Here is a 25,226-nt window from a genome sequence, read left to right on the forward strand (position 1 = left end):
TCCACACCATTGGGGTTACTGGCTCAATGTAAAGGGTATGGGGTTGCTTTGGCCGTTCCCCGAAGCGACTTGTTTATGGGCAGGAGTAGGCAATGTCGTCAGAAGAGTTAGAGCTGGTCTGGAGTAGCATTAAATCAGAAGCTAGAGCACTGGCAGAGTGTGAGCCAATGCTGGCGAGCTTTTTTCACGCGACATTATTGAAGCATGAGAATTTAGGCAGTGCATTGAGCTATATTCTGGCGAATAAGTTGGCTAATCCTATCATGCCGGCTATTGCTATCCGTGAGGTCGTTGAAGACGCCTACCGTGCGGATGCGCAGATGATAGTCTCTGCTGCGCGTGATATTTTGGCGGTGCGGTTGCGTGACCCTGCTGTTGATAAGTATTCCACGCCATTACTTTATCTTAAGGGTTTTCACGCCTTACAGGCTTATCGTATTGGCCATTGGTTGTGGGCGCAAGATCGCAAAGCACTGGCGATTTACCTGCAAAATCAAGTCTCTGTCGCTTTTGGTGTGGATATTCACCCAGCGGCGACCATCGGTTGCGGCATCATGCTAGACCATGCCACTGGTATCGTGATCGGTGAAACCGCAGTGGTTGAAAATGATGTTTCCATTCTGCAATCCGTCACTTTGGGCGGGACCGGTAAAACCAGTGGTGATCGCCATCCGAAGATCCGTGAAGGTGTGATGATAGGTGCGGGCGCAAAAATTCTGGGAAATATTGAAGTTGGGCGTGGTGCCAAAATCGGTGCCGGCTCAGTCGTGTTGCAAGCTGTTCCTGCCCACACTACCGCCGCCGGTGTACCCGCGCGAATTGTTGGCAAGCCAGAGAGTGACAAACCGTCACTGGATATGGACCAGCATTTTAATGGGATGAGTCATGGGTTTGAGTACGGTGACGGCATCTGACCCCTTTCGTCCTTGACGCTACAGGGTTGCTGGTCGGCTGCATTTGCTCACCCGAATCACTTACTCGTGTAAGTTCACCAAGGCTGATTCATCTGCCGCTTACCTGCAACTCCAATGGCTTTGGGGATATGTCGTTATAGGTGGCAGCGAAGTATGTTGCCGCTGCCCTATATTCGCTATTCTTTCAGTAATGCACCCGGATAACCCAATTGCCGCCAAGCTTCATACACCACAACCGATACTGCATTTGACAGATTCATACTGCGGCTTTCGGCTAGCATCGGAATTCTGATTTTTTGTTGAGCCGGTAAGGCATCCAGTACATAGGGTGGCAAGCCACGGGTTTCTGGGCCAAACAGCAGATAGTCATTAACCTGATAACTGACAGCGCTGTGAGCGGGTGTGCCTTTGGTTGTCAGTGCAAATAAACGGGCCGATTGTGGGCCAGTAGATTGCGCGCCATCAAGGTTTTCACTGTCAAGAAAAGCCTGATAGTCATGATGATGCTTAATGTTAGCAAACTCATGGTAATCAAGACCCGCGCGGCGTAAGCGTTTGTCATCCCAGGTGAAACCCAAAGGTTTAATCAGATGGAGCTGGCAGCCAGTATTCGCACACAACCGGATAATATTACCGGTATTGGGCGGGATTTCGGGTTCAAATAGAACGATATTAAGCATATGTCCCCCAATAATAAGGGGCGCAGGATATCAGAAAGCCTCTATCAGTGCAGCGGTTGCCGGTTGAGTCGTAAAACAAAAATTTAAAAGCAAGGAGCGGAGAGCACGAAGTCTGGTGATTTTATATGCTGATTCCACTGTCAGTATCAATGGGGTACTCATCATGACATCAGTTAACGGGTTGATAGATACAGCGCAAGATTCGCGTTGGCTTGCGATAAAAAATCGCGATAAAGCGGCGGATGGCCAATTTGTTTACGCGGTGAAAACGACCGGTGTGTATTGCCGGCCCTCTTGCCCATCCCGTCGGGCCAAAGCAGAACACATTGAATTTTTTGCTGATAATCATGCCGCCGAGCTTGCAGGCTTTCGCCCTTGTAAACGGTGCCAGCCCACAGAGCTATCCAAAGAGCAGCAGCAGGCAGAAAAAATCAGTCAGGCGTGCCGTTTAATCGAACAGGCTGAAACACCCCTTAAGCTTGATGAGTTGGCGGCAAAACTGAATCTCAGTCCTTTCCATTTTCATCGGCTATTTAAAGCCTTTACCGGGCTCACTCCTAAAGCGTATGCCACTGCAACTCGAAGTGCGCGTATCCGCACGCAATTGGCGGGACAAGGTTCAGTGACGGATGCCATTTTTGACGCCGGTTATAACTCTAGTGGTCGATTTTATGAACAATCTAATCAATTACTGGGCATGACGCCGACACGCTATCGTAAGGGCGGGCGTGATGCCACGTTACGCTTTGCCGTGGGAGAAAGTTCTCTCGGCGCGATTTTGGCGGCAAAAAGTGACCTGGGCATTTGTGCCATTTTATTGGGCGATGATCCGCTGCTGTTGGTGCAGCAATTACAGGATAAGTTTCCGCAGGCCGAGTTAATCGGGGGGGATGCCGAATTTGAGCAATGGTTTGCTCAGGTGGTCGGCTTGGTTGAAGCACCCCAGCTTGGGCTTGATTTGCCATTAGACATTCGTGGTACCGCTTTCCAGCAGCGAGTATGGCAGGCATTGCGTGAAATCCCAGTGGGAAAAACGGCCAGTTATGCCGATATTGCCGCGAAGGTTGGTTCACCCAAAGCGGTGCGTGCTGTTGCTGGTGCTTGCGCGGCCAATATATTGGCTGTGGCAATTCCGTGTCATCGGGTTATTCGCCAGGATGGGGCGCTGTCAGGATATCGTTGGGGGGTCGAGCGCAAGAAGCGGTTGTTGGAAAAGGAAGGGCGGGGGTCTGAATAAGCATTAAAAGCCCGCAGCTACCCGATCAAACTTATCAGGTAGTTGCGGGATTGATGCTGGTTTACGGTTTATGACTTGAGTGGGTGTAGTGGTAGCCAGAGAATCAAGCGCAGACCGCCCAGCGGGCTATCTTCGGCTCGCACCCATCCGCGGTGCTGATTGACGGCTGTTTCGACAATCGCCAGCCCCAAGCCTGTCCCGCCAGATTCACGATCACGGGCTTCATCCGTGCGGTAGAAGGGGCGGAATATCTGCTCGCGGTCTTCTGGGCTGACACCTGGGCCATCATCGTCGACAGTGATAGTAATACCCTGATTATCAGAGCTGAATGCCACGGCAATGTGATGATGAGAATAACGCAGTGCATTACGCACGATATTCTCCAGCGCACTGTCAAGGGCCGCTGGATTACCAAAGAGAGTCCATGGCCCCGGCGGTGCTGTCACCTCCAGCGTTTTGCCCATTTGGTCAGCTTCGAATTGCGCGTTTTCCAGTACATCAGACCATAAAGCATTCGCCTTAATAGGCTCACGATGTAACTCATTTTTATGCTGACTGCGAGATAGCACCAGCAAGTCATTGATCATGCTATCTAGCCGCTGTGCTTCCATTTCGATACGCTCCAGCTCCTTCCCCTCTCCGTGGCGGCGGCGCATTAACGCAGTAGCCAGTTGCAGGCGAGTCAGCGGGGTACGTAACTCATGAGAAATATCAGAAATCAGCCGCTGCTGGGCGACAACCATTCTATCGAGAGCCCCAATCATTTGGTTGAAACTGGCCCCGGTGGCCAGAAACTCTTGTGGCCCGGACTCCAATTCAGGGTGCGGTTTCAGATTACCTCTTGCGACGTCATCAGCCGCATTTTTCAATTTACGTGCCGGTTTTGCCAGACTCCACGCCAACCATAACAGCAAAGGAGCACTGATCAACATCGTGGCTATCAATAGCAGCAGTGGCCGGTCAAACATCAAGTTAATAAAATCTGACTGCGGGCTATTGGCTGGGCGTATGAGGTAGAGCTGATAATTATCTTCTCCATCACGGATGGAGAAAGGGCCGACGAGCTCGACGCGGCCATACTTTTTCTTCTTCGGTTGATCAGCATTATCTGACTGGCCGATAAAGTTACGCACAATTTGCATTTCGTGGCGTTGCGCGCCGATCACTCGACCTTCGGTGGTGACAAGGACTAAATGCTGACCCGGTGGTGCCCATTTTTCAATAGCGCGGTAAAGCCGACGCCACCACATAAGGTCATTCGCCGGGTCACTTGCCAGCTCGGCTTCAATATGTTGCTCCAGCATCGTTCCTTGGCGCTGTTCACTGTCGAGCAAGGTAGTCAGTTGACGCGAGTCGAGCTTTGGCACCATGAGCACCAGCATTAACACCAGTGCTAAGGTAAACCAGAAAATAGCAAAAATTCGCGTCGTTAAACTGTTAATCATGTTTCAGAAACCATCAGATACCCGCGACCACGCAGGGTTTTAAACCAAGGTAGCCCGTCTTTACGGTCTGGTAATTTACGGCGCAAATTGGATATGTGCATATCAATGGCACGGTCAAAAGGCGTCAATCGTTTCCCCAGCACTTCTTGGCTGAGATGCTCCCGTGAAACCACTTGGCCGAGATGTTGAGCCAGTAAGTAGAGCAAGGTAAATTCAGTGCCGGTCAATTCCAGTGATTGGCCTTCAAAGCTGGCTTCCTGACGGCCCGGATTCAATTGCAAACAATCCACCTCCAGTATTGGCGCGCCCTGATCAACATTTTGTTGCTGTTCACTCCAGTTAGAGCGGCGCAAAATAGCGCGGATACGTGCGACAAGTTCACGGTCATTAAAGGGTTTGGCCAGATAATCGTCTGCACCCAATTCCAAACCCAGTACGCGATCCAATTCGCTGCCACGGGCAGTCAACATGATCACGGGGGTCTGGTGGTGTTGACGCAGCTCTTTCAATGTCTCGATACCGTTTTTGCGCGGCATCATAATATCAAGTAATAACAAATCGATAGAACTGTCCAGCAGGTTTAATGCCTGTTCGCCATCGTGGGCAACAACAATATTAAAACCTTCCATTTCCAGTAATTCTTTCAACAGCGACGTCAGTTCACGATCATCATCAACTAATAGGATTTTATGCATGATTGTTTCTCCTCTTGACGCAAAATACGTTATCAATTGCCGGTATTCCATGACTTTACTTAGCTTTACATGCACTGACTCCAGTTTTACATCCTACTGACGCTAGTTTGCAGCCGGGCCGCTAGACTGCTTCTCATTGAAACGCAAAGCACTAAATTGCAGAGCAGATAGAAACCAGGAGTTAATAATGCGCAAAGTAACTAAAGTATCAACGTTAATCATGGCGTCAATGTTAGTTCTCGGCTCTCATGCCGCCTTCGCCGCTGATAAGCCCGTAGCCACTGATGGCTGGTGCCACGGTGACGGTATGATGATGAATAAGAAAGACGGTCGCGGTCACCATAACATGTTTGATGGGGTCAACCTGACCGAACAGCAACGTCAGCAAATGCGCGACTTAATGCGCCAATCTCGTCAAGGTCAGCCTCGCATGGATATCGCTGACCGGGAAGCCATGCACAAGCTGGTTACCGCTGATAAATTCGACGAAGCTGCGGTAAGAGCCCAAGCTGAGAAAATGTCCAAAAACCAAATTGATCGTCAGGTCGAAATGGCGAAAGTCCGCCACCAAATGTTTAACTTGCTCACACCAGAGCAAAAAGCTGCCTTGAACCAAAAGTATCAGCAGCGCATTGAGAAAATGCAGCAGGCACCGGCAGCACAACCCTCTTCTGCCCAGAAGTAAGTAGTACCCTGTAATACCCAGTAGTACCAAGTAATACCCTGTTTTCCTTGCCATAGACACCATCCCTGTCTTTCCCCGCCATGATGGCGGGGCTTTTTTTTGTTCATTTCCGTTATACTGATCATCCTTAAATATCATTTGGGATGAGTTATGGATCCGCAATATGCGCGACTGGTTAAAGCCGCTGCGCTGAGTGCCACTGTGTTGGCATCAACCTTACTGATTATTAAAATTTTTGCCTGGTGGCATACCGGTTCAGTGAGCTTGTTGGCAGCATTAGTCGACTCGCTGGTGGATCTGGGGGCCTCGCTGACAAACCTTTTTGTCGTGCGTTACTCTTTGCAGCCTGCCGATGAAGAACATACTTTTGGTCATGGAAAGGCGGAGTCTCTGGCTGCATTAGCGCAAAGTATGTTTATCTCCGGCTCGGCACTTTTCCTGTTCCTGACAGGGTTCCAGCATTTAGCTTCACCTGAGCCGTTGCAAGATCCTAGTATAGGTATCTGGGTAACGTTAGTTGCATTATTCAGTACACTGATATTAGTCACATTTCAGCGTTGGGTCGTACGAAAAACTCACAGTCAGGCCATTCGTGCCGATATGTTGCACTATCAATCCGACGTCATGATGAATGGTGCTATCCTTATTGCATTGGCATTGAGTTGGTATGGCTTCCACCGTGCGGATGCATTGTTCGCATTGGGTATCGGTGTTTATATTCTTTATAGCGCATTGCGTATGGGATATGAGGCGGTACAAGCTTTGCTGGATAGGGCATTGCCTGATAATGAGCGGCAGGAAATTATTGATATCGTTATGTCATGGCCGGGGGTGATTGGTGCCCATGACTTACGCACTCGTCAGTCGGGGCCAACTCGCTTTATTCAGCTTCATCTTGAAATGGAAGACATGCTGCCATTGATGGACGCGCATAGATTAGCAGAGCAGGTTGAGCGAGCATTGTTGCATCGCTTCCCCGGTGCTGATGTGCTTATTCATCAAGATCCCAGCTCTGTGGTGCCAAAAGAGCGTCATGCGCATTGGGAGTTATAATTTCTTCATCGGTTATTGCTACATTAACTATTGCTGCCTTAGCAGCAGGTAAATTGTGGTTACATAATGGTTATGTCGTGAAGAAAATACCGCCAAATGGCATGACTTGAATCAATTCAGCTTGGTGTTTTTGCTATAATATTCGATATTAAGCTCATGAAGCTGATTTTCTGTACTGTTCGCCTGTGCAAGACATAATCGGCAAATAAAGAATTTTAAAAAATCGCATCTACAAGTTCAGAGGTAGTCATGGTCAAGAAAATCGGTGTACTCACAAGCGGCGGTGACGCGCCAGGTATGAACGCAGCCATTCGTGGAGTTGTTCGTGCAGCTTTGTCAGCAGGATTAGAAGTTTACGGTATTGAAGATGGCTATCTTGGCTTGTTTGAGAATCGTATGAAAAAGCTGGACCGCTATAGCGTGTCCGATATGATTAACCGCGGCGGCACCTTCTTGGGTTCTGCGCGTTTCCCTGAATTCCGTGACCCAGAAAAACGTAAAGTTGCACTACAGAATATGAAGGACCGTGGTATTGATGGCCTAGTGGTTATCGGTGGTGACGGTTCTTATGCTGGTGCAGACTTGCTGACCAAAGAAGGCGGTATTCACTGCGTCGGCCTGCCGGGCACTATTGATAACGATGTGGCTGGTACTGACTACACGATCGGTTTCTTCACTGCATTAGGGACTGTGGTTGAAGCTATTGACCGTTTACGTGATACCTCTTCTTCACATCAGCGTATTTCCATTGTTGAAGTGATGGGTCGGTATTGCGGTGATTTGACTCTGGCGGCGGCCATTGCTGGGGGCTGTGAATTTATCGCCATCCCTGAAGTTGAATTTAAACGTGATGATTTAGTTGAAGAAATCAAAGCCGGTATCGCTAAAGGTAAGAAGCACGCTATCGTTGCCATCACTGAAAAACTGGACGATATCGATGAACTGGCTAAGTACATCGAGAAAGAAACGGGTCGTGAAACCCGCGGTACCGTATTGGGCCATATCCAGCGCGGTGGTGCTCCAGTCGCTTATGACCGTATTTTGGCTTCCCGTATGGGGGCTTATGCTGTGGACCTGCTTTTGCAGGATCATGACTATAAACAAGGCGGTTTCTGTGTCGGCGTACAAAACGAGAAAATGGTGCATGAATTAATCTCCGTTTGTATCGCGCCAGAGAATAAGAAAAGTAAATTTAAAGAAGATTGGTACGACACGGCGAAAAAACTGTTCTAAAACAGTTGATAGCCTGAAAAGAAAGCCTCCGTTCGCGGGGGCTTTTTGCATTTAATTAGCGGTATATTTCGTATTGATATAATCAGAACTTTTTTATTCTTTAGTTGAAAGAAAAGTTTCTGGCACGCTCTGTATCAAGCCAACCAATTGGGTTGATTAGCATTTAGGTTAATAACATTGAGTTAATAACAACAAATCTGGGGAGCGGGTCAATGCGTAAATGGGGTGTAGGTTTGTCATTACTGCTGCTGGCATCGGGTGCCATGGCAAAAGATATTCAATTGCTGAACGTATCATATGATCCGACACGCGAGTTTTATCAGGAATATAACCAGGCATTCAGTAAACACTGGCAAGAACAAACCGGCGATAAGGTGACAGTGCGCCAATCACATGGCGGTTCTGGTAAGCAAGCGACCTCGGTTATTAATGGCATTGAAGCTGACGTTGTGACTCTGGCTCTGGCTTATGACGTCGATGCTATTGCTGAACGTGGTCGTATTGATAAAAATTGGATTAAGCGCCTACCGGATAACTCTGCGCCTTATACCTCCACGATTGTATTTCTGGTACGTAAAGGGAATCCAAAGCAAATTCATGATTGGTCAGATTTAGTGAAACCGGGGACTTCGGTTATCACGCCAAATCCAAAAACCTCTGGTGGCGCACGCTGGAATTATCTGGCGGCGTGGGGTTACGCGTTAGAGCACAACAATAACGATCAGGCTAAGGCGCAAGAGTTTGTCAAAACGCTGTATAAGAATGTCGAAGTGTTGGACTCAGGTGCTCGCGGTGCGACGAATACCTTTGTTGAACGCGGCATCGGAGATGTATTGATTGCTTGGGAAAATGAAGCGTTGTTGGCTGTTAATGAAGTGGGTAAAGACCAATTCGATATCGTGACGCCAAGTGTCTCTATTCTGGCTGAACCAACGGTATCTGTGGTGGATAAAGTCGTCGATAAGCGCGGAACTCGTGATGTGGCTGATGCTTATTTGAAGTACCTGTATTCACCAGAAGGCCAAACTATCGCTGCGAAGAATTACTACCGCCCGCGTGATCCGGCGGTTGCCGCCAAATTCGCCAGTGAATTCCCGCAACTCAAATTGTTTACCATTGACGAAGTCTTTGGTGGCTGGACTAAAGCACAGCAGGTACATTTTGCTACTGGTGGCGTTTTTGATGAGATCAGTAAACGTTAACATGAAGTCTTAATTGACTCAGCGCCCGTAGGTTAATTCTTACGGGCGTTTTACTTGGTAAATTATATCTCTTTGTTGATGATCCCCATTTCCTCATTATTTTCATTATTTCTCTCATTCTTACAGATAAGAACTCCTCGATTCGGCATATGGAACTAAATGCGCTATTTATCTCAACTGATTGAGCTGACAACTTTATAGGGAGAGGAATATGCAAATTACTAATAACCATAGTAGCTTGAATCCAATACTGGAAAGTGACGAGAAACAACCTTTATTAAGCGAATATATACAGACGGAGTACGAAATAGGTGCGTCATTTAGTTCTGCATATGGGATATTAGAACCGGAGCATGTGAGTAATATTGAGACCTATCATTCGTCTGCCGCAATAGAAAATGAAAAGGACCCCTACGGGGTAAAACTAAGTCAATTCGCAGGTAATGTAAAAACATGCGTAGGTAATGTAAATAAATACGTAGAGTGCGAGGAGATGAATAGTAAAAATAGTTATGTAGAGCGTTATTTATTAGAAAACATCAATCGTAATGGTAAAGCCCCTTTATTATTAAGGCCTTTGGCGGCTTTACTTGCCTTATTTGGGATTCATGGTTTTGGACAACAGAATTGCATATCTTGTGCCACCGCCGTTATTGATTCATTAGAAAAAGATATCCCATTGACTGCTCTACCTAATTTGCGGGGGGCCTCTGTTGCAGACAATATGAACATCCGCTTCCATCAAGGGATATTCACGGAAGAATTGATCGTTCAATTAAGTTATTATCAAAAAAGTGATGAACTCAATGCTCTTCTCGCCATTAACCGTCCAGCAATAATGCGTATGCTACCGGGTGCGACACAAGGGCATGCTTGTAATCTCATTAAATTTAAAGATAGCGATGTTATTCATTTTCTTGATACTCAAAAGAGAACACATTTTAGCTGTAACTTGAAGGAGATTGAGAAAAAGGGGGCAGAGATAAAGAAATTCCTCGGTTCAGTCGGGGCTGAGGGGATTGATGTATGGAAAGAGAGACCAGAAGAAATATATATATAAAGCCGGAGCTATGACCCCGGCTTTATCAGCAACTTAAAAGCAAAGATTAAGCTTTTTTAGCTTCTGCAGCAGCTTTCACGATAACAGCGAAAGCATCCGCTTTCAGAGATGCACCGCCAACCAGCGCGCCATCGATATCTGGCTGGGTGAACAGTTCTGCTGCATTTTTATCATTTACAGAACCGCCGTACTGAATGATAACTTGTGCGGCAACAGCAGCATCTTGTTTAGCAATATGGTCGCGGATGAATTTATGAACCGCTTGAGCCTGTGCTGGCGTCGCTGATTTGCCAGTACCGATAGCCCAGATGGGTTCATAAGCAATCACTGCGCCTTCGAACGCTTTGACACCGAGAGTGTTCAGCACGGCATCCAGTTGTTTAGCACAAACCGCTTCAGTTTGGCCCGCTTCGTTTTCTGCTTCGGACTCACCGATACACAATACTGGGATCAGACCCGCATCTTTCAACACGCCGAATTTCTTCGCGATGAACTCATCACTTTCTTTGTGATAAGTACGGCGCTCAGAGTGGCCAATAATGATGTATTGCGCGCCAATATCTTTCAGCATTTCAGCAGAGGTTTCGCCGGTAAATGCGCCAGACAGATTCACATCAACATTCTGTGCGCCCAGAGCGATACGGCTGCCTGCTAAGGCATGTTTAGCTTGGCTCAGGTAGATAGCGGGTGGGGCAATAGCTACGCCACAGCCTTCAACGGTGCTCAGTTCTTTACGCAGGCCAGCGATAAGCTCGTTAACCATGTGAGTGCTACCGTTCAGTTTCCAGTTACCCATAACTAATGGATGACGCATGTTTCTTCCTCCAACAAGGGGACACGAGGGTCAATAATAATGACTGCCCGACAGGCAGTTTACCTGTCCAACAGTATAGAGATGATTAGCGGTAATGGCTTTGCTTTTCGTCATTAATTGCAGCGAGATTATGCTTCAGATAGTGACAGCTTAATCGGTTCAACAGCGAAGGTTAGCCCTTTTTCGCCGTTATCTGCTACAACATAGCGAATTGCACCGACAGGATGGGCGTAGAAAGGCAAGCCTTTACCTTGTGTCAGCAGCTGCTGCACGTTGTCGAGGCTTTGTTCGACAGTGAGTGTCGGCTCAAATTGGCGCATCAGCGCCGCCATATAGTTCACTGCAACACGCCGAGCTGCTTTTTCTTCATTTCCTTTAATGGGCAAATAGGTAATTTGGAGAGTCTTAATCTTACCTGTCCCTTTTTCCAATGCGGTTGAAGCATAAAGATTTTCATTAATCTTGCTGGCCGCACGCGTCAGTGGCGGAGCATCACCCTTCACGGTGATGGCGTGGAACTCACTGATGGGGAGTGTCGGGTTAGCACGATTATAGCGCTCACGAAATTTCACCAGTGTTAAATCAAAGGTGGGGGCGCCCGAAAGCAGATAAGGGGCTGTTGGCTGCGTTTCTACTGCTGGCTTATCATCGCCATCGGTAGGGTCGGCATGAGCGCGGCTGACCGTTGCTATCAGCAGCAGTATTGTCAGCATTGCGGTTATTTCATTTCTCATGACTTACGCCGTGGTTCGAAGTGTATAGGGGATTAAAGCGGTAATGGGCAGTGAATGTCAAAATTCACTGCAAAGATTATAGGTTAGTTGGGGTGTTAGGTTACACTTTGGCAAAATTATATCAGGTAAATGGATAGAGTCATCGATGACAATACAGCAATGGTGTTTCTCGTTTAGAGGCCGTATAGGGCGACGAGATTTTTGGATCTGGATTGGCTTGTGGCTGTTGGCGATGCTGGTGATTTTTACTCTGGCAGGGAAAGATTGGATACCGATTCAGACTGCCGCTTTCGCTATTGTTTTTCTGTTGTGGCCGACGGCAGCGGTGGTGGTTAAGCGGCTTCATGACCGCAATAAAGCGGGTTGGTGGGCATTGTTGGTTGTACTGGCCTGGATACTGATGGCGGGTAATTGGCAGATGTTGGCCCCAATTTGGCAGTGGGGCGTTGGGCGATTTATTCCCACACTTATTATTGTCATGATGTTTATCGACTGCGGCGCATTTCTTGGTACGCAAGGGGATAACCGTTTTGGCCCGGAAGCGGTGCCAGTGAAGTTTCTCGCAGATAAAGCACAGTAGAGAATGTGGGTAAAGCAAAAGGGCGCAATCGCGCCCCTAGATATTTAGATTATCAATATTACTTCTTACCAATACTGCTCACTGGTCATATGCCCCGGTTTACGGCGTAAATGTTTACGCATCCCCCGCTGATCCTTCAGCAATTGCTGAGTATCACGCACCATTTGCGGGTTACCACACAGCATTACATGGCTATCTTCAGCATCAATCTTCAAGCCAACTGCGGCTTCCAGAGATCCATTTTCAATCAACGCGGGGACTCTACCGGTTAATGAACCGGGGGATTCTTCACGGCTCACTACTGTCTGAATACGTAATTTGCCGTTATAACGTTGCTCAAGTTGTTGCATCAGCGGCAAATAACTGAGGTCACGGGCAAAGCGGGCAGCATGAACCAACACGATATTTTTGAAGCGCTCTAAATCGCGCCCCTCTTGTAAGATAGACAGATAAGGCCCAATCGCGGTACCGGTTGCCAGCATCCATAAAGTATCGCAATCTGGGATTTCTTCCAGCACAAAGAAGCCAGCGGCTTGCTTGGTCACCATCACTTCGCTACCCACCGCCAGTTGGTCCAGCCGTGGGCTGAGTTTCCCCTCTGGTACCGTCACCAGATAAAACTCCAGATTATCGTCGCTCGGGGCGTTGACGTAGGAGTAGGCCCGTTGCACCCGCTCGCCATTAATATCTAATGCCAGCTTGGCAAATTGACCGGCGGTAAAGGGATCGACGGGCGCATTGACCCGAATACTAAACAAAGCGTCTGTCCAGTGTTCGACGTGAGTAATCTTACCACTAACCCATTCAGCCATATTTATGGTCCCTGTTATTCAATGATGCTCAAAGCGCAGGCGCTATTTTAGGGGATCTCGTTGAAAAGTATTATCGATTAAATGTTATCCCGTCGATCCTTGGCTTCACTCACTAATCTGGACACTTTAGTTTACGTCGCTGGTGTTTTTATCTGCCAGTTACCCATTTGGCAATATGTCATGCTGGCTCGCTAAAAAATCTGAATTTGTTAGCTTATGCGCCAATAGTGAGGTGTGCCCCAAAATACGGTTTTTTAGCTGTCTGTTGTGGCACGATGTCCGGCTAACGATTAGTTAAGATAATGAGAAAAATAGAGAATTTCCACCTGCTGGTGATGTTGATTCTGTTGGTCGCTGTCGGTCAAATGGCACAAACCATTTATGTACCGGTTATTGCGGATATTGCCCGTGATTTATCGGTTCGTACTGGTGTGGTACAGCGCGTCATGGCGGCTTATTTGTTGACCTACGGCTTCTCGCAATTGATTTATGGCCCACTCTCCGACCGCGTTGGGCGTCGGCCCGTTATTTTGGCGGGCATGATGATATTTATGCTCGGTGCATTGGGGGCTTGGCTGGCTGGTAGCTTGACGATGTTGGTGGCCGCCAGTGCTTTGCAGGGGATGGGGACTGGGGTTGCGGGCGTGATGGCGCGAACCATGCCTCGGGATTTATATGCAGGTACGGCACTGCGCTACGCTAATAGCATGTTAAATATGGGTATTTTGGTTAGTCCACTGATAGCTCCAGTCATTGGTGGAGTGCTGGCGAGCCTGTTTGGCTGGCGTGCTTGCTATGCTTTCTTGCTCTTTTTGTGTGGTGGGGTGGCCTTTTGCATGTTCCGTTGGTTGCCGGAAACCCGCCCACTGCAAACCGAAAAACGGCGTATGTTAGCGAGTTTCCGCTTGCTGTTATCTGATCGTTCTTTTAGCGGCTATTTGGTGATGCTCATTGGAGCGTTGGCAGGGATTGCTGTCTTTGAGGCCAGTGCTGGTGTGCTGATGGGCGGGGTATTGGGGTTGAGTGGGGTAACCGTCAGTATTCTATTTATCTTGCCGATTCCTGCCGCATTTTTTGGTGCTTGGTATGCGGGCCGTGATGGTAAAACTTTCCATAGTTTGATGTGGCACTCGGTTATTAGCTGCCTGTTGGCAGGGTTGATGATGTGGATACCCGGCTGGTTTGGCGTGATGAACATTTGGACGTTGGTGATACCGGCGGCGCTGTTTTTCTTTGGCGCTGGGATGCTGTTTCCATTGGCCACCACCGGTGCGATGGAACCTTTTCCTTATTTAGCGGGCGCTGCTGGGGCTTTAGTGGGCGGGTTGCAGAATGTTGGGTCAGGTTTAGCCACTTGGCTGTCCGCCATGCTGCCACAAACCGGGCAGTTCAGTCTGGGGTTGCTAATGTTTGCAATGGCGGTACTGATTTTGCTGTGCTGGTGGCCATTATCCCATCGGATGCAACCACAAGAACACCGCGTTTAATCAATAGAATACACGAAGACTAAAAACGGGCATCGCTTGAATGTGATGCCTGTTTTTAATTAATGCCCGCAATATCGGTGAACCGAATTATAGTAAGAATTCATGTAGCGCGGGATCTTTGCGATCCAGAAAATGGGTCGAGCGAATACGGCGGATAGTGCGGGATTTACCACGAATTAGCAGTGTCTCGGTGGTCGCCATGTTCCCTTTGCGGTAAATACCTTCTAGCAAATCACCTTTGGTAATCCCGGTAGCAGAGAAAATCACATTGTCATTGCGGGCCATATCACCTAGCAACAACACTTTACCTGCCTCAATACCCATGGATTTACAGCGTGCTAATTCTTGTTCACCGATACGGCGGTTGTCTTCGTTATCACCCTTAACTTGATGGCGCGGCAGTAAACGGCCTTGCATGTCGCCGTCGAGTGCCCGGATCACTGCCGCTGAAATGACCCCTTCAGGCGCGCCGCCGATGCAATACATCACATCCACTTCACTTTCTGGCATGCAGGTCAAAATAGAGGCTGCAACATCACCGTCTGGAATGGCGAACACTTTCACACCGAGTTGCTGCATTTCGGCGATAATCCCATCATGGCGCGGTTTAGCCAGCGTGATAACGGTTAAATCGGTCAAGGGTTTATTGAGCTTGATGGCGATGTTGCGCAGATTGAGTTTCAACGGCAGGTTAAGGTCGATAGCGCCTTTTGCACCGGGGCCAACTACCAACTTTTCCATATACATATCCGGCGCATGCAAGAATGTGCCTTTATCTCCCACTGCCAACACAGCCAGTGCATTAGCCTGACCCATCGCCGTCATGCGAGTACCTTCAATGGGGTCAACAGCGATATCCACGGCATCACCTTGGCCGGAGCCGACGCGCTCGCCGATAAACAGCATCGGTGCCTCATCGATTTCACCTTCACCAATAACAATTTGCCCATCAATATTGACCTGATTGAGCATAATACGCATGGCCCGTACAGCAGCGCCGTCGGCAGCATTTTTATCGCCCCGACCCAGCCACTTATAGCCCGCCAGTGCGGCAGCTTCAGTGACACGGGAAAACTCGATGGCTAATTCACGTTTCATGGTTCGACCTGTTGATTGCGATATGGGAGAACGGATATAGGGCGAGAATTCTATCACATTGAAGAATAAGCCGAGGTAGGCATGAATAAAAAACGCGCCACCGGGGGAGTGATGGCGCGTTAGCAATAGAAGAGACGTTCAGTATAAAACAGGCGAATCGTTACTCGTCGTGCTCTTCCCATGCCTGAGCGCGTGCTACAGCTTTCTTCCAGCCTTTGTAGCGGAAGTCACGCTCAGTAGTTTCGATCCCAGGGCGGAATTCGCGGTCAATAGTCGCTTTGCTCCGCACTTCGTCTAAGTCATTCCAGAAACCTGTTGCCAGACCTGCCAGGAATGCGGCACCCAACGCGGTACTTTCACGCACAACAGGACGTTCAACACGGGTGCCCAGAATATCGGCTTGGAACTGCATCAAGAAGTTGTTGGCTACTGCACCACCATCAACACGCAGTGATTTCAGACGTTCGCCAGAATCGGCTTGCATCGCATCCAGCACATCGCGAGTTTGGTAAGCAATTGATTCCAGTGTTGCGCGGATAATATGGTTGCTGTTCACACCACGGGTCAGGCCAAAAATAGCGCCACGGGCATACGGGTCCCAATAAGGTGCACCTAGGCCGGTGAAGGCAGGCACCACATAGACCCCATTGCTGTCTTTAACTTTCGTAGCAAAATATTCAGAATCGAATGAGTCACTAATCAATTTCAGCTCATCACGCAGCCATTGGATAGAGGCGCCACCAATAAACACAGCACCTTCCAGCGCATAGTTCACTTCGCCTCGAGGGCCACAAGCGATAGTGGTTAATAGACCATTTTTGGATTCAACCACTTCAGTACCGGTGTTCATCAGCAAGAAGCAGCCTGTACCGTAAGTATTTTTCGCCATACCCGGTTGTACACATAACTGGCCGAACAGTGCAGCTTGTTGGTCGCCAGCAATACCTGCGATTGGAATACGAGTGCCGCCTTTACCACCAATGTTGGTTTGGCCGTAAATTTCAGATGATGGGCGAACTTCAGGCAGCATGGCACGTGGAATATTCAGCGCTTTCAACATGCGCTCATCCCACTCTTTGGTACGGATATTAAACATCATGGTGCGTGATGCGTTGGTGTAATCCGTCACGTGTACGCGGCCCTGCGTCATGTTCCACACTAGCCAAGTGTCTACAGTACCAAACAGTAACTCGCCACGTTCAGCACGATCACGTGCGCCTTCTACGTTATCGAGGATCCATTTGACCTTGGTGCCAGAGAAGTAAGGGTCGACCACTAAACCGGTGTTATGGCGGATATACTCTTCCAGCCCTTCTTTTTTGAGTTTCTCACAAATTTCGGCAGTACGACGGCATTGCCAAACAATCGCGTTGTACACCGGTTTACCGGTCGCTTTATCCCAAACAATGGTGGTTTCACGCTGGTTAGTAATGCCGATACCGGCGATTTCATCAGAACTGATACCGGCTTTAGCCAGTACTTCGACCAGTGTTGAGCTTTGAGTTGCCCAGATTTCCATTGGGTCATGCTCAACCCAGCCCGCTTTCGGGTAAATTTGGGTGAATTCGCGCTGAGAAACACTCACGATATTAGCATCGTGGTCCAGTACCACAGCTCTGGAACTGGTCGTTCCCTGATCAAGCGCGACAATGTATTTCTTTTGAGTAGTGTTTTCAGTTGTCATAGTTAGCCTACTTTTAAGTTGCCGTTTATACCCGTTATCTTTCATGGCGTTGGTACGTTGGCTGTGCCATGAAATCTACCGGGTATATTAGATTATCTATTAATTACGCTTTGCGTTCTGTGGTCGTCACCGTGGTTTCTTCATCATCAATGGCACACACATCGCAAGGTAAGTGGCGGCCAATCAGAGCACGATAGCCAAAAGCACCGACCAAAGCGCCGACGATAGGCCCTAAGATAGGGACTAGGAAGTAAGGAATGTCACGCCCGCCAGTGAAGGCGACTTCACCCCAGCCGGCAAAATAAGCAAATAGTTTTGGACCAAAATCACGTGCTGGGTTTAATGCGAAGCCTGTCAGCGGCCCCATTGAACCACCGATAACAGCAATCAGAATACCAATGAGTAACGGTGCCAGTGGGCCGCGAGGAATACCATTACCATCGTCAGTCAGTGCCAAAATCAGGCACATCAAAATAGCAGTAATGACGGTTTCAACCAGGAAAGCCTGGAAAACAGAAATGTGCGGATTTGGATAAGTAGAGAAGATACCGGCCAAGTTCAGGCTTTCAACACTGCCACGAGCTATCTGATGGGTTTGTTCAAAATCGACAAACAGGTTGTAGTAGAGACCATACACTAATGCCGCTGCACAAAATGCCCCTGCAATTTGCGCCACAATGTAGGGAATGACTTTACGGCGATCGAAGCAGGCAAATAACCACAATGCAATGGTTACCGCCGGGTTAAGATGAGCGCCAGAAATTGCTGCTGTTAGGTAGATGGCCATGGCAACACCCAGGCCCCAAATGATACTGATTTCCCACTGCCCAAAACTGGCGCCTGCCAATTTCATTGCAGCAACACAGCCCACACCAAAAAAGATGAGTAGAGCAGTACCGAGAAACTCCGCGATACATTGGCCCTTCAAGGTCGAACTAGCGGTTTGGCTCATAGTAGATGTCCTAGAGACAGAGATTTATAGGGTATTTCTTATTTTTGCCCTTCAGACAACGAAGGGAGTGATGTAAATTTATCGTTAACGAGCACAAACGAGAAATAGCGAAATCAAAATGTGTGTGGTGTGTCATAAAAATGAGCGATTTCGCGTTATTCACGGACGTTAAGGTACTTTGAAAGTGTGATCAGACCAGTACTTTTGTTTTCAGTTGTTAAGGGCATGTATAACTTTACAGGATTGGTCATAAGGGTTTTTCAGTTTTTGCTGATGGTTCCTGAAACGAAATTGCTACAGAGTGTGGTTTGTACGGGTATGGCGCTAGACAGGGGGGGGCTGGCTACATACAATCGTTTCACAGGGTCATCGTTTTTATCAAGCGGCGTTGCTTTGATGAGGAACGCGTTAAACCAGCGCTTGTTACACGAGTTCGATAGCCATATAGCGCGATAAGTATTCACAGCAGTTTCATCTGCTAGTTGTTGTTTTAGTTAGAGCAGCAACTCAAGCTAAAAATGATGACTGCGACCAAGAGATGTACGCCTTGCTACCATAAGGGGACCGAAGAATGTCATTTGAAGTATTTGAGAAATTGGAAGTTAAAGTTCAGCAGGCGATTGATACCATCACTTTGTTACAGATGGAAATTGAAGAGCTGAAAGAGAAGAATAACACCCTGTCCCAAGAAGTTCAGGAAGCGGCTGGTGGCCGTGAAGCGCTAGTGCGCGAAAATGAGCAACTGAAACAAGAACAGCATGTTTGGCAGGATCGTCTGCGGGCTTTGCTGGGAAAGATGGAAGAAGTTTGATTTTGGCGGTTAACGTGTAAACAATAACCGGCGTCAAATGAGAAGGGTAAAGGGCGATATCGACATCGCCCTTTCTTATGAAATCAGTGGTATATTACTCAATATCCAACGGTTCTTCTGACAGAATAATACCGGTGTTGTCTGCGTACAAATGGTCGCCGGAGAAGAACGTCACACCGCCAAAGTTCACGCGGATATCACTCTCGCCGATACCTTCATCTGCAGCACCCACCGGGATGGCTGCCATCGCTTGGATACCAATATCCAACTCAGCCAGTTCATCAACCTGACGAACTGCACCGTAAACAACAATACCTTCCCACTCGTTTTTCAGCGCCAGGTCAGCTAATTCAGCATTAATTAATGCACGGCGAACTGAGCCACCGCCATCAACAACCAGGACACGGCCCAGACCATTTTCTTCAAGTAGGTCAAATAATAAGCCGTTATCTTCGAAACATTTTACAGTGGTTATCTTGCCACCAAATGAAGTACGTCCGCCAAAATTGGAGAACAGTGGTTCTACCACATTTACCTCTTCATGATAGATATCACAGAGATCGGAAGTATCATATTTCATAGGATTAACGTCTGGTTGCGGCTGGGATGTTAAGTATATCCCTTTCTGGCTACTGTTGGCAAAATCATCAATTGTTAAATTTCTCCGAGTAGACTTTATTAGCCGCCACCCGGAGAAAGAAAGCGGCGAGATTAGCTGAGTACTAGGCCGACGGCAAATAGGATATTGGTCAATAGCGCGGCTTTAACCATATGCTCAAGCATGGGGCGCATTCCCGCAGCCGTAGGTTCGCGCAAGACAAATAGGGCGTGTTTGACCAACAATGGAACAGCCAGAATAAAGATCCAACCCTTCCAAGTGTGCAGATTTAATAGGCTAAATAAGGCCAGACAGAAGATAGCGGCAGTGATCAATAGAGCATGGTAATAGCGTGCGATGACTGGGCCTAAACGCACCGCCAGTGTATTTTTACCATTGGCCTTGTCATTTTCGATATCGCGCAAATTATTAATATTGAGAACTGCGGTGGCCAGTAAACCACAAGCCGTGGCGGGAAGCATGACGATGCTGTCAAAGTGCCCAGCCTGAAGATAGTAAGTCCCGGCAACACTTAACCAGCCGAAGAATACTAAGACGGAAATATCACCTAACCCCATATAACCATAGGGTTTGTTACCTACGGTATAGGTAATCGCCGCCACAATGGCCATCAACCCAAGCAGTAAAAAGCCTAAAATATCACTGGGTTTTTCACAGGCCACAGCGATAAGTGCAATACCAGAAATAATGGTCAGGCTTACAGTAATGATCAGCGCCACTTTCATCTGGTGACGAGTAATCATCCCTTTTTGCATGCCGCGCAGTGGCCCGATGCGCTCTTCGGTATCACTGCCCTTAATAGCATCGCCATAATCATTGGCCAGATTAGACAGAATTTGCAGCAGGCCAGCTGTTAGCAAAGCAAGCAATGCGACTGCGGGTTTAAAACTATCGAGCCAGACAGCAAGCGCTGAACCGGTAACGATAGAGGCAAAAGCCAGTGGTAGTGTTCGTGGCCGCAGGCTTTCCAGCCAAGCCTGAGTCTGGCTGGTGTTGGTTGATAGGCTCATTTTCCGCTTCATTTTATTATTTACCTTCCATTATTGAAGCCGCAGGGGTTAGCTAAGTTCATTGGCCGCCTACCTGCAACGCCACTAACGTCGGGTATTAGGAGTCTGGTCCGCCTATTATTGGCGAGTTAAAAAAATCATTCGATAAAAATAAGAGTGGGAGGCGATGCCTCCCACTCAATATTATTTTGGCGAACCATTTTATCCAGCATAGGCTTATAAAGCGAATTATAGGATAAAACGACTCAGATCTTCATCTGCTACCAGCTCATCCAGATGCTTACCGACATATTCCGCATCAATAGTAATGGACTGGCCATTGCTTTCACTAGCGTCATAAGAGATATCCTCCATCAGACGTTCCAGCACGGTATGCAAACGGCGAGCACCAATATTCTCGGTACGCTCGTTAACCTGCCAGGCTGCTTCAGCGATTTTGCGGATACCTTCGCGGGAGAACTCAACAGTCACTCCTTCGGTCGCCATCAGTGCTTTGTACTGTTCGGTCAGCGATGCACTCGGTTCAGTCAGAATGCGCTCGAAATCATCTGTAGTCAGTGCTTGCAATTCTACACGGATTGGCAAGCGACCTTGCAATTCCGGAATCAGGTCAGACGGGCTTGAGACCTGGAATGCACCGGAGGCAATAAACAGAATATGATCTGTTTTCACCATACCGTGTTTAGTCGATACGGTGCAGCCTTCTACCAGTGGCAGCAAGTCACGCTGTACCCCTTCGCGAGACACATCCGGGCCTGAAGTCTGGCCGCGTTTACAGATTTTATCGATTTCATCGATGAATACGATCCCGTGTTGCTCAACCGCATCAATCGCTTGCTGTTTTAGCTCTTCAGGATTAACCAGCTTCGCGCCTTCTTCCTCAATCAGCAGTTTGAATGCATCTTTGATTTTGATTTTACGCGGCTTTTGTTTCTGACCAGCAATGTTCTGGAACATGGATTGTAACTGATTAGTCATCTCTTCCATGCCCGGAGGTGCCATAATTTCAACTCCAACCGGAGCGGCTGCCAAATCGATTTCAATCTCTTTGTCATCCAGTTGACCTTCGCGCAGTTTTTTGCGGAAAGCCTGACGAGTCGCAGATGGCTCTTGGGTTTCATCCGGTTGGCCCCAGTTATTTTTGGCCGGCGGAATGAGCACATCCAGAATGCGCTCTTCGGCTAATTCCTCAGCCCGATAGCGCATTTTTTCAATTGATTGATGGCGAACCATTTTCACGGCTGCATCGGTCAGATCGCGGATAATCGAATCCACCTCTTTACCCACATAGCCCACTTCGGTGAATTTAGTCGCTTCAACTTTGATGAACGGTGCATTAGCCAGTTTTGCCAGACGGCGGGCAATTTCGGTTTTACCCACACCGGTTGGGCCGATCATCAGAATGTTTTTTGGAGTAACTTCATGGCGCAACTCTTCATTAAGTTGCATCCGACGCCAGCGGTTACGCAGGGCAATGGCCACTGCACGTTTAGCTTTATCCTGGCCGATAATGTAGCTATCAAGTTCGCTGACGATTTCGCGTGGGGTCATTTCAGACATGTCACTCTATCCTTACGCTTTGTATGTTAATAACGTTTAGTACGTTAATTCTTCGATGGTTTGGAAGCGGTTGGTATAGATACAAATATCCCCCGCAATGCTCAGAGATTTCTCAACGATATCTCGAGCACCCAATTCGGTGTTTTCCAGCAGAGCGCGTGCCGCTGACTGGGCATAAGGCCCACCAGAACCGATAGCAATCAAATCATCTTCAGGCTGAACTACATCGCCATTGCCTGTGATGATCAGTGACGCGGTTTCATCAGCGACGGCTAGCAGTGCTTCAAGCTTGCGTAGCATACGGTCGGTTCGCCAATCTTTGGCTAACTCGACAGCTGCTTTCGTCAGGTGGCCTTGATGCATCTCTAGTTTGCGCTCGAACAGCTCAAACAGCGTAAAGGCATCAGCCGTACCGCCAGCAAAACCGGCAATCACTTTATTGTTATAAAGGCGACGTACTTTTTTGGCGTTACCTTTCATTACGGTATTACCCAGAGTGACCTGGCCATCGCCACCGATAACGACATGACCATCACGGCGTACACTTACAATTGTTGTCACGAGCGGACCCTCGTTGCAGACTGAATGAGTCCCCATACTGCCTTTCAGAAAAACAGTATGGGGTATATTGAGATTATAAATGGGGGAGGATTACTGCTTTTCAACCCCCAACAGCGAGGGGAATGCATCCTGATTGACCTGCGCTTTTCAAACGCTGCAAGGCATTATCTGCGGCAGCCTTGGTGCTGTATGGGCCGAGCACCACACGATTCCAACCACCACCGGCGGTTATACGGCTTTCAATACCTTCAAATGCTAATTGAGCACGAATAGATTCGGCCTGATCGGCGGCTTTGAATGAACCACATTGCACCATCCAGCGCTGTGCTTTCTCTTTCTCTTTCTCTTTCTCTTTTTCCGGCTTCGGTGGTGTTGCGGCCTGTGTAACCGGTGCCGTTGGCTGTTGTGCTCGCGGCGGCTGTACCGGTACTTGCTGCTGTACTGGCGCAGTCGTTTGACGCGGCGGTGTTAACGGTTGCTGCTGCACATTGGTTGCCGGTGGTGTGATGGTCACCGAAGAGCGGGGCACTTGTACGCCTTGGTTATAAGGCACCTCTGACAGCTGTGTTGGTTGCTGACGCATGTCCGCCTGCATTTGCTCAAGCAATTGGCGCTGCTCATTGGTCAGTTGTGTCTTGGAATTCACTTCACCACCGGCAGAGGGTTCTGTTGGTGTAGGGACGCCAATCTGGCGATTTTCCAGCTCTTTAATATAGCGCCAGCGCTCTTCCGGTTTCGGCGGTAGCCCATTGCCCGCACGAGGGTCATGGCTAGGCAGTAGCGGAAGATCACCCGGCTTGTTGTGGGTAATGAAATAAAGTCCACCAACAAATACTACTAATAGCGCGACAGCCAGTGCCATCACGGTTTTAGATACTGCTGGAGCACTGCGTTTTTTTCGGCTGGTGCTTTTGCGCCGCGCTCCTGAGCGCCCTCGGCTTACATAATCTCTTTGTGCCACTGTCGTTTCGCTGCGTCGTGATGATGGAATAAGTCCGTCATGTTACTGAACCCCTGAATATTTGCCTAGCGTTTAGGCGCAGCAGTACTTTCCCTGATGATTAATTCGGTGTCTAACAAGCGGGAGCCACTTTGTACTGAATGCCCTTGTAACTGCTCAAGTAATAGTAACATGGCTTGCTGACCAATTTGATAGCGTGGTTGCGCTACGGTGGTCAAGGGAGGATCACAATACTGTGACAGCTTCAGGTCGTCAAAGCCAACCACTGAGATATCCTGCGGGACGTGCAACCCCATTTTCTTGGCTTGCCACATTGCCCCTATCGCCATTACATCATTGTGACAAAATATTGCAGTAGGTGGTTGTGGTAGCGCCATGAGTGTGGCAAAAGCCTCAGCACCAGCCTCGTAACTAAAGTCACCCCGCAGAATATAGTCGCTGTCGACCGCAATACCGTTACGGCGTAGAGCCTGAATATAGCCCTGTAGCCGATACTGACACAGCGGAAAACTCTCAGGCCCAGCCACACAGGCAATACGTTTGTGACCTAACTCGTGCAGATAGTTTACGGCTTCATAGGCTGCGGTCAGGTTATCGATATGCACCGTTGGTAGTTCCAGTTCTGGTGTAAATTCGTTTGCCATGACCATGGGCGGCAAATTGCGTTGCTCTTCTTTGCTGGCATCAAACGGCAGATTGGAGCCTAGCAACAACATGCCATCAATTTGTTTGGTGATGATTAAATTAACAAAGGTGCGCTCTTGCTGTGTCTGTTGCGCGCAATCGCCAATTAATATCAGATATCCTTGCTGGGCGGCAGCATGCTCAATGCCTTGAATGATATCAGCAAAAAATGGGTCACTGATATCGGGGACAATCACCAGAATAGTGCGTGACTCATTGCGTTTAATATTGCGAGATAAAGCATGAGGAGAGTAACCCACAGCCAGTACGGCTTGTTCCACTTTTTGCCGGGTCACGGTAGAAACCTTCTCGGGGTTCATTAGTGCACGCGATACCGTCGCAGTTGAAACACCTGCCATTTCGGCAACGTCTTTCATGGTGGCCATCGTGAATTCTTTCTTCTGTTCCAACGCCTTTCTCCTTGCTCTGGCTCCGAGCCAGCACGAATGCTTGAGATATCCTGTGGCCCGTGGCTCAGAATATTAACGGGTTGTCACACGTAAACCGGTATGCCCGGTTAGCGCGCTCATATCCTTTCATGGCAGTGTGGTTTCGGTTAAATACTGACTTTCCGTCATTCTATACAGATAGTGAGGGCAATTTGTTACCTAATTTGCATTAAAAGTGTGACATAAGTAGGTTTTTTCGAACTGGC

The 25,226-nt window shown here is 48.4% G+C and carries 25 protein-coding genes; 10 read left to right on the plus strand and 15 right to left on the minus strand.

Translation table 11 applies throughout. The annotated features are described in order from the left end of the window. Nucleotides 1–92: 92 nt before the first annotated feature. Complete coding sequence (gene cysE / locus HUZ92_RS16295) at nt 93–914, plus strand: serine O-acetyltransferase (protein WP_050101084.1); 822 nt, start codon at nt 93–95, stop codon at nt 912–914. Nucleotides 915–1,090: 176 nt separating this feature from the next. On the opposite strand, the gene trmL is transcribed toward cysE, so the two are convergent. Continuing rightward, nucleotides 1,091–1,594 carry a tRNA (uridine(34)/cytosine(34)/5-carboxymethylaminomethyluridine(34)-2'-O)-methyltransferase TrmL gene (gene trmL / locus HUZ92_RS16300; protein ID WP_145579462.1) on the minus strand — a complete coding sequence of 168 codons (504 nt, stop codon included), beginning with the start codon at nt 1,592–1,594 and terminating at the stop codon, nt 1,091–1,093. A gap of 163 nt (nt 1,595–1,757) precedes the next feature. On the opposite strand from trmL, the gene ada reads away from it, so the two are divergent. After that, on the plus strand, nt 1,758–2,831 hold the full coding sequence (ada, locus tag HUZ92_RS16305) for a bifunctional DNA-binding transcriptional regulator/O6-methylguanine-DNA methyltransferase Ada (RefSeq protein ID WP_072086731.1): 1,074 nt from the start codon (nt 1,758–1,760) through the stop codon (nt 2,829–2,831). A gap of 68 nt (nt 2,832–2,899) precedes the next feature. Here the strand turns inward: ada and cpxA are convergent, their stop codons facing one another. Both cpxA and cpxR read right to left on the minus strand, forming a co-directional pair. After that, nucleotides 2,900–4,276, minus strand: a complete 1,377-nt coding sequence (cpxA, locus tag HUZ92_RS16310; protein WP_050101082.1) for an envelope stress sensor histidine kinase CpxA — start codon at nt 4,274–4,276, stop codon at nt 2,900–2,902. Then, complete coding sequence (gene cpxR / locus HUZ92_RS16315; RefSeq protein WP_050101081.1) at nt 4,273–4,971, minus strand: envelope stress response regulator transcription factor CpxR; 699 nt, start codon at nt 4,969–4,971, stop codon at nt 4,273–4,275. Before cpxR ends, cpxA begins: the two co-directional genes overlap by 4 nt. A 187-nt stretch (nt 4,972–5,158) precedes the next feature. Here cpxR and cpxP point away from each other — a divergent pair, with 187 nt between their 5' ends. The 5 genes from cpxP to HUZ92_RS16340 all read left to right on the plus strand — a co-directional run bounded on the left by cpxP (nt 5,159) and on the right by HUZ92_RS16340 (nt 10,204). Beyond that, the gene (cpxP, locus tag HUZ92_RS16320) at nt 5,159–5,656 is read left to right on the plus strand and encodes a cell-envelope stress modulator CpxP (protein ID WP_050296337.1); all 498 of its coding nucleotides are present in this window, start codon (nt 5,159–5,161) and stop codon (nt 5,654–5,656) included. Nucleotides 5,657–5,806: 150 nt separating this feature from the next. Then, entirely contained in the window at nt 5,807–6,709 is a 903-nt protein-coding gene (gene fieF, locus HUZ92_RS16325; protein WP_050101079.1) for a CDF family cation-efflux transporter FieF, read from the plus strand. Nucleotides 6,710–6,958: 249 nt separating this feature from the next. After that, complete coding sequence (pfkA, locus tag HUZ92_RS16330) at nt 6,959–7,942, plus strand: 6-phosphofructokinase (protein WP_050101078.1); 984 nt, start codon at nt 6,959–6,961, stop codon at nt 7,940–7,942. A 212-nt stretch (nt 7,943–8,154) separates the two neighbouring features. Beyond that, nucleotides 8,155–9,144, plus strand: a complete 990-nt coding sequence (locus HUZ92_RS16335) for a sulfate ABC transporter substrate-binding protein (RefSeq protein ID WP_050101077.1) — start codon at nt 8,155–8,157, stop codon at nt 9,142–9,144. 211 nt (nt 9,145–9,355) lie between these two features. Beyond that, on the plus strand, nt 9,356–10,204 hold the full coding sequence (locus HUZ92_RS16340; RefSeq protein WP_050101076.1) for a hypothetical protein: 849 nt from the start codon (nt 9,356–9,358) through the stop codon (nt 10,202–10,204). 46 nt (nt 10,205–10,250) lie between these two features. Here HUZ92_RS16340 and tpiA read toward each other — a convergent pair whose 3' ends face one another. Both tpiA and HUZ92_RS16350 read right to left on the minus strand, forming a co-directional pair. Next, nucleotides 10,251–11,018 (minus strand): triose-phosphate isomerase, encoded by a 768-nt coding sequence (gene tpiA / locus HUZ92_RS16345; RefSeq protein WP_050101075.1) that lies wholly within the window; start codon nt 11,016–11,018, stop codon nt 10,251–10,253. 128 nt (nt 11,019–11,146) lie between these two features. Further along, on the minus strand, nt 11,147–11,752 hold the full coding sequence (locus HUZ92_RS16350) for a DUF1454 family protein (RefSeq protein WP_050101074.1): 606 nt from the start codon (nt 11,750–11,752) through the stop codon (nt 11,147–11,149). Nucleotides 11,753–11,897: 145 nt separating this feature from the next. On the opposite strand from HUZ92_RS16350, the gene HUZ92_RS16355 reads away from it, so the two are divergent. Further along, the gene (locus tag HUZ92_RS16355; protein ID WP_050101073.1) at nt 11,898–12,332 is read left to right on the plus strand and encodes a DUF805 domain-containing protein; all 435 of its coding nucleotides are present in this window, start codon (nt 11,898–11,900) and stop codon (nt 12,330–12,332) included. A 65-nt stretch (nt 12,333–12,397) separates the two neighbouring features. Here HUZ92_RS16355 and fpr read toward each other — a convergent pair whose 3' ends face one another. Then, complete coding sequence (gene fpr / locus HUZ92_RS16360; protein ID WP_050101072.1) at nt 12,398–13,144, minus strand: ferredoxin--NADP(+) reductase; 747 nt, start codon at nt 13,142–13,144, stop codon at nt 12,398–12,400. Between the two features lie 302 nt (nt 13,145–13,446). On the opposite strand from fpr, the gene emrD reads away from it, so the two are divergent. Continuing rightward, complete coding sequence (emrD, locus tag HUZ92_RS16365) at nt 13,447–14,631, plus strand: multidrug efflux MFS transporter EmrD (protein ID WP_145579461.1); 1,185 nt, start codon at nt 13,447–13,449, stop codon at nt 14,629–14,631. An 87-nt stretch (nt 14,632–14,718) separates the two neighbouring features. On the opposite strand, the gene glpX is transcribed toward emrD, so the two are convergent. From glpX to HUZ92_RS16380, 3 genes are all read right to left on the minus strand, one after another. Further along, nucleotides 14,719–15,729, minus strand: coding sequence for a class II fructose-bisphosphatase (gene glpX / locus HUZ92_RS16370; protein WP_050141079.1), 1,011 nt, complete (start codon nt 15,727–15,729; stop codon nt 14,719–14,721). 160 nt (nt 15,730–15,889) lie between these two features. Further along, the gene (glpK, locus tag HUZ92_RS16375; protein WP_050101069.1) at nt 15,890–17,413 is read right to left on the minus strand and encodes a glycerol kinase GlpK; all 1,524 of its coding nucleotides are present in this window, start codon (nt 17,411–17,413) and stop codon (nt 15,890–15,892) included. 103 nt (nt 17,414–17,516) lie between these two features. Next, entirely contained in the window at nt 17,517–18,365 is an 849-nt protein-coding gene (locus HUZ92_RS16380; RefSeq protein ID WP_050101068.1) for an MIP/aquaporin family protein, read from the minus strand. Between the two features lie 571 nt (nt 18,366–18,936). On the opposite strand from HUZ92_RS16380, the gene zapB reads away from it, so the two are divergent. Continuing rightward, nucleotides 18,937–19,176 (plus strand): septal ring assembly protein ZapB, encoded by a 240-nt coding sequence (zapB, locus tag HUZ92_RS16385; RefSeq protein WP_004392238.1) that lies wholly within the window; start codon nt 18,937–18,939, stop codon nt 19,174–19,176. A 94-nt stretch (nt 19,177–19,270) separates the two neighbouring features. Here the strand turns inward: zapB and rraA are convergent, their stop codons facing one another. The 6 genes from rraA to cytR all read right to left on the minus strand — a co-directional run bounded on the left by rraA (nt 19,271) and on the right by cytR (nt 24,981). Then, nucleotides 19,271–19,756, minus strand: coding sequence for a ribonuclease E activity regulator RraA (gene rraA, locus HUZ92_RS16390; protein WP_004714419.1), 486 nt, complete (start codon nt 19,754–19,756; stop codon nt 19,271–19,273). Nucleotides 19,757–19,887: 131 nt separating this feature from the next. Continuing rightward, on the minus strand, nt 19,888–20,805 hold the full coding sequence (locus tag HUZ92_RS16395) for a 1,4-dihydroxy-2-naphthoate polyprenyltransferase (protein ID WP_050101067.1): 918 nt from the start codon (nt 20,803–20,805) through the stop codon (nt 19,888–19,890). 228 nt (nt 20,806–21,033) lie between these two features. Beyond that, nucleotides 21,034–22,365, minus strand: a complete 1,332-nt coding sequence (gene hslU, locus HUZ92_RS16400; RefSeq protein WP_004710539.1) for an HslU--HslV peptidase ATPase subunit — start codon at nt 22,363–22,365, stop codon at nt 21,034–21,036. 36 nt (nt 22,366–22,401) lie between these two features. After that, entirely contained in the window at nt 22,402–22,926 is a 525-nt protein-coding gene (gene hslV, locus HUZ92_RS16405) for an ATP-dependent protease subunit HslV (RefSeq protein ID WP_002208942.1), read from the minus strand. A 100-nt stretch (nt 22,927–23,026) separates the two neighbouring features. Further along, nucleotides 23,027–23,887, minus strand: coding sequence for a cell division protein FtsN (ftsN, locus tag HUZ92_RS16410; RefSeq protein WP_128451836.1), 861 nt, complete (start codon nt 23,885–23,887; stop codon nt 23,027–23,029). 65 nt (nt 23,888–23,952) lie between these two features. Next, nucleotides 23,953–24,981, minus strand: a complete 1,029-nt coding sequence (gene cytR / locus HUZ92_RS16415) for a DNA-binding transcriptional regulator CytR (protein WP_050101065.1) — start codon at nt 24,979–24,981, stop codon at nt 23,953–23,955. Nucleotides 24,982–25,226 lie beyond the last annotated feature (245 nt).

This window comes from Yersinia vastinensis (genome assembly GCF_902726565.1).
GTDB classification, from domain to species: domain Bacteria; phylum Pseudomonadota; class Gammaproteobacteria; order Enterobacterales; family Enterobacteriaceae; genus Yersinia; species Yersinia vastinensis.

Coding starts and splice junctions, on each gene's coding strand:
- cysE (WP_050101084.1), top strand. CDS start 93: ATGTCGTCAGAAGAGTTAGAGCTGGTCTGGAGTAGCATTAAATCAGAA.
- trmL (WP_145579462.1), bottom strand. CDS start 1,594: ATGCTTAATATCGTTCTATTTGAACCCGAAATCCCGCCCAATACCGGT.
- ada (WP_072086731.1), top strand. CDS start 1,758: ATGACATCAGTTAACGGGTTGATAGATACAGCGCAAGATTCGCGTTGG.
- cpxA (WP_050101082.1), bottom strand. CDS start 4,276: ATGATTAACAGTTTAACGACGCGAATTTTTGCTATTTTCTGGTTTACC.
- cpxR (WP_050101081.1), bottom strand. CDS start 4,971: ATGCATAAAATCCTATTAGTTGATGATGATCGTGAACTGACGTCGCTG.
- cpxP (WP_050296337.1), top strand. CDS start 5,159: ATGCGCAAAGTAACTAAAGTATCAACGTTAATCATGGCGTCAATGTTA.
- fieF (WP_050101079.1), top strand. CDS start 5,807: ATGGATCCGCAATATGCGCGACTGGTTAAAGCCGCTGCGCTGAGTGCC.
- pfkA (WP_050101078.1), top strand. CDS start 6,959: ATGGTCAAGAAAATCGGTGTACTCACAAGCGGCGGTGACGCGCCAGGT.
- HUZ92_RS16335 (WP_050101077.1), top strand. CDS start 8,155: ATGCGTAAATGGGGTGTAGGTTTGTCATTACTGCTGCTGGCATCGGGT.
- HUZ92_RS16340 (WP_050101076.1), top strand. CDS start 9,356: ATGCAAATTACTAATAACCATAGTAGCTTGAATCCAATACTGGAAAGT.
- tpiA (WP_050101075.1), bottom strand. CDS start 11,018: ATGCGTCATCCATTAGTTATGGGTAACTGGAAACTGAACGGTAGCACT.
- HUZ92_RS16350 (WP_050101074.1), bottom strand. CDS start 11,752: ATGAGAAATGAAATAACCGCAATGCTGACAATACTGCTGCTGATAGCA.
- HUZ92_RS16355 (WP_050101073.1), top strand. CDS start 11,898: ATGACAATACAGCAATGGTGTTTCTCGTTTAGAGGCCGTATAGGGCGA.
- fpr (WP_050101072.1), bottom strand. CDS start 13,144: ATGGCTGAATGGGTTAGTGGTAAGATTACTCACGTCGAACACTGGACA.
- emrD (WP_145579461.1), top strand. CDS start 13,447: ATGAGAAAAATAGAGAATTTCCACCTGCTGGTGATGTTGATTCTGTTG.
- glpX (WP_050141079.1), bottom strand. CDS start 15,729: ATGAAACGTGAATTAGCCATCGAGTTTTCCCGTGTCACTGAAGCTGCC.
- glpK (WP_050101069.1), bottom strand. CDS start 17,413: ATGACAACTGAAAACACTACTCAAAAGAAATACATTGTCGCGCTTGAT.
- HUZ92_RS16380 (WP_050101068.1), bottom strand. CDS start 18,365: ATGAGCCAAACCGCTAGTTCGACCTTGAAGGGCCAATGTATCGCGGAG.
- zapB (WP_004392238.1), top strand. CDS start 18,937: ATGTCATTTGAAGTATTTGAGAAATTGGAAGTTAAAGTTCAGCAGGCG.
- rraA (WP_004714419.1), bottom strand. CDS start 19,756: ATGAAATATGATACTTCCGATCTCTGTGATATCTATCATGAAGAGGTA.
- HUZ92_RS16395 (WP_050101067.1), bottom strand. CDS start 20,805: ATGAGCCTATCAACCAACACCAGCCAGACTCAGGCTTGGCTGGAAAGC.
- hslU (WP_004710539.1), bottom strand. CDS start 22,365: ATGTCTGAAATGACCCCACGCGAAATCGTCAGCGAACTTGATAGCTAC.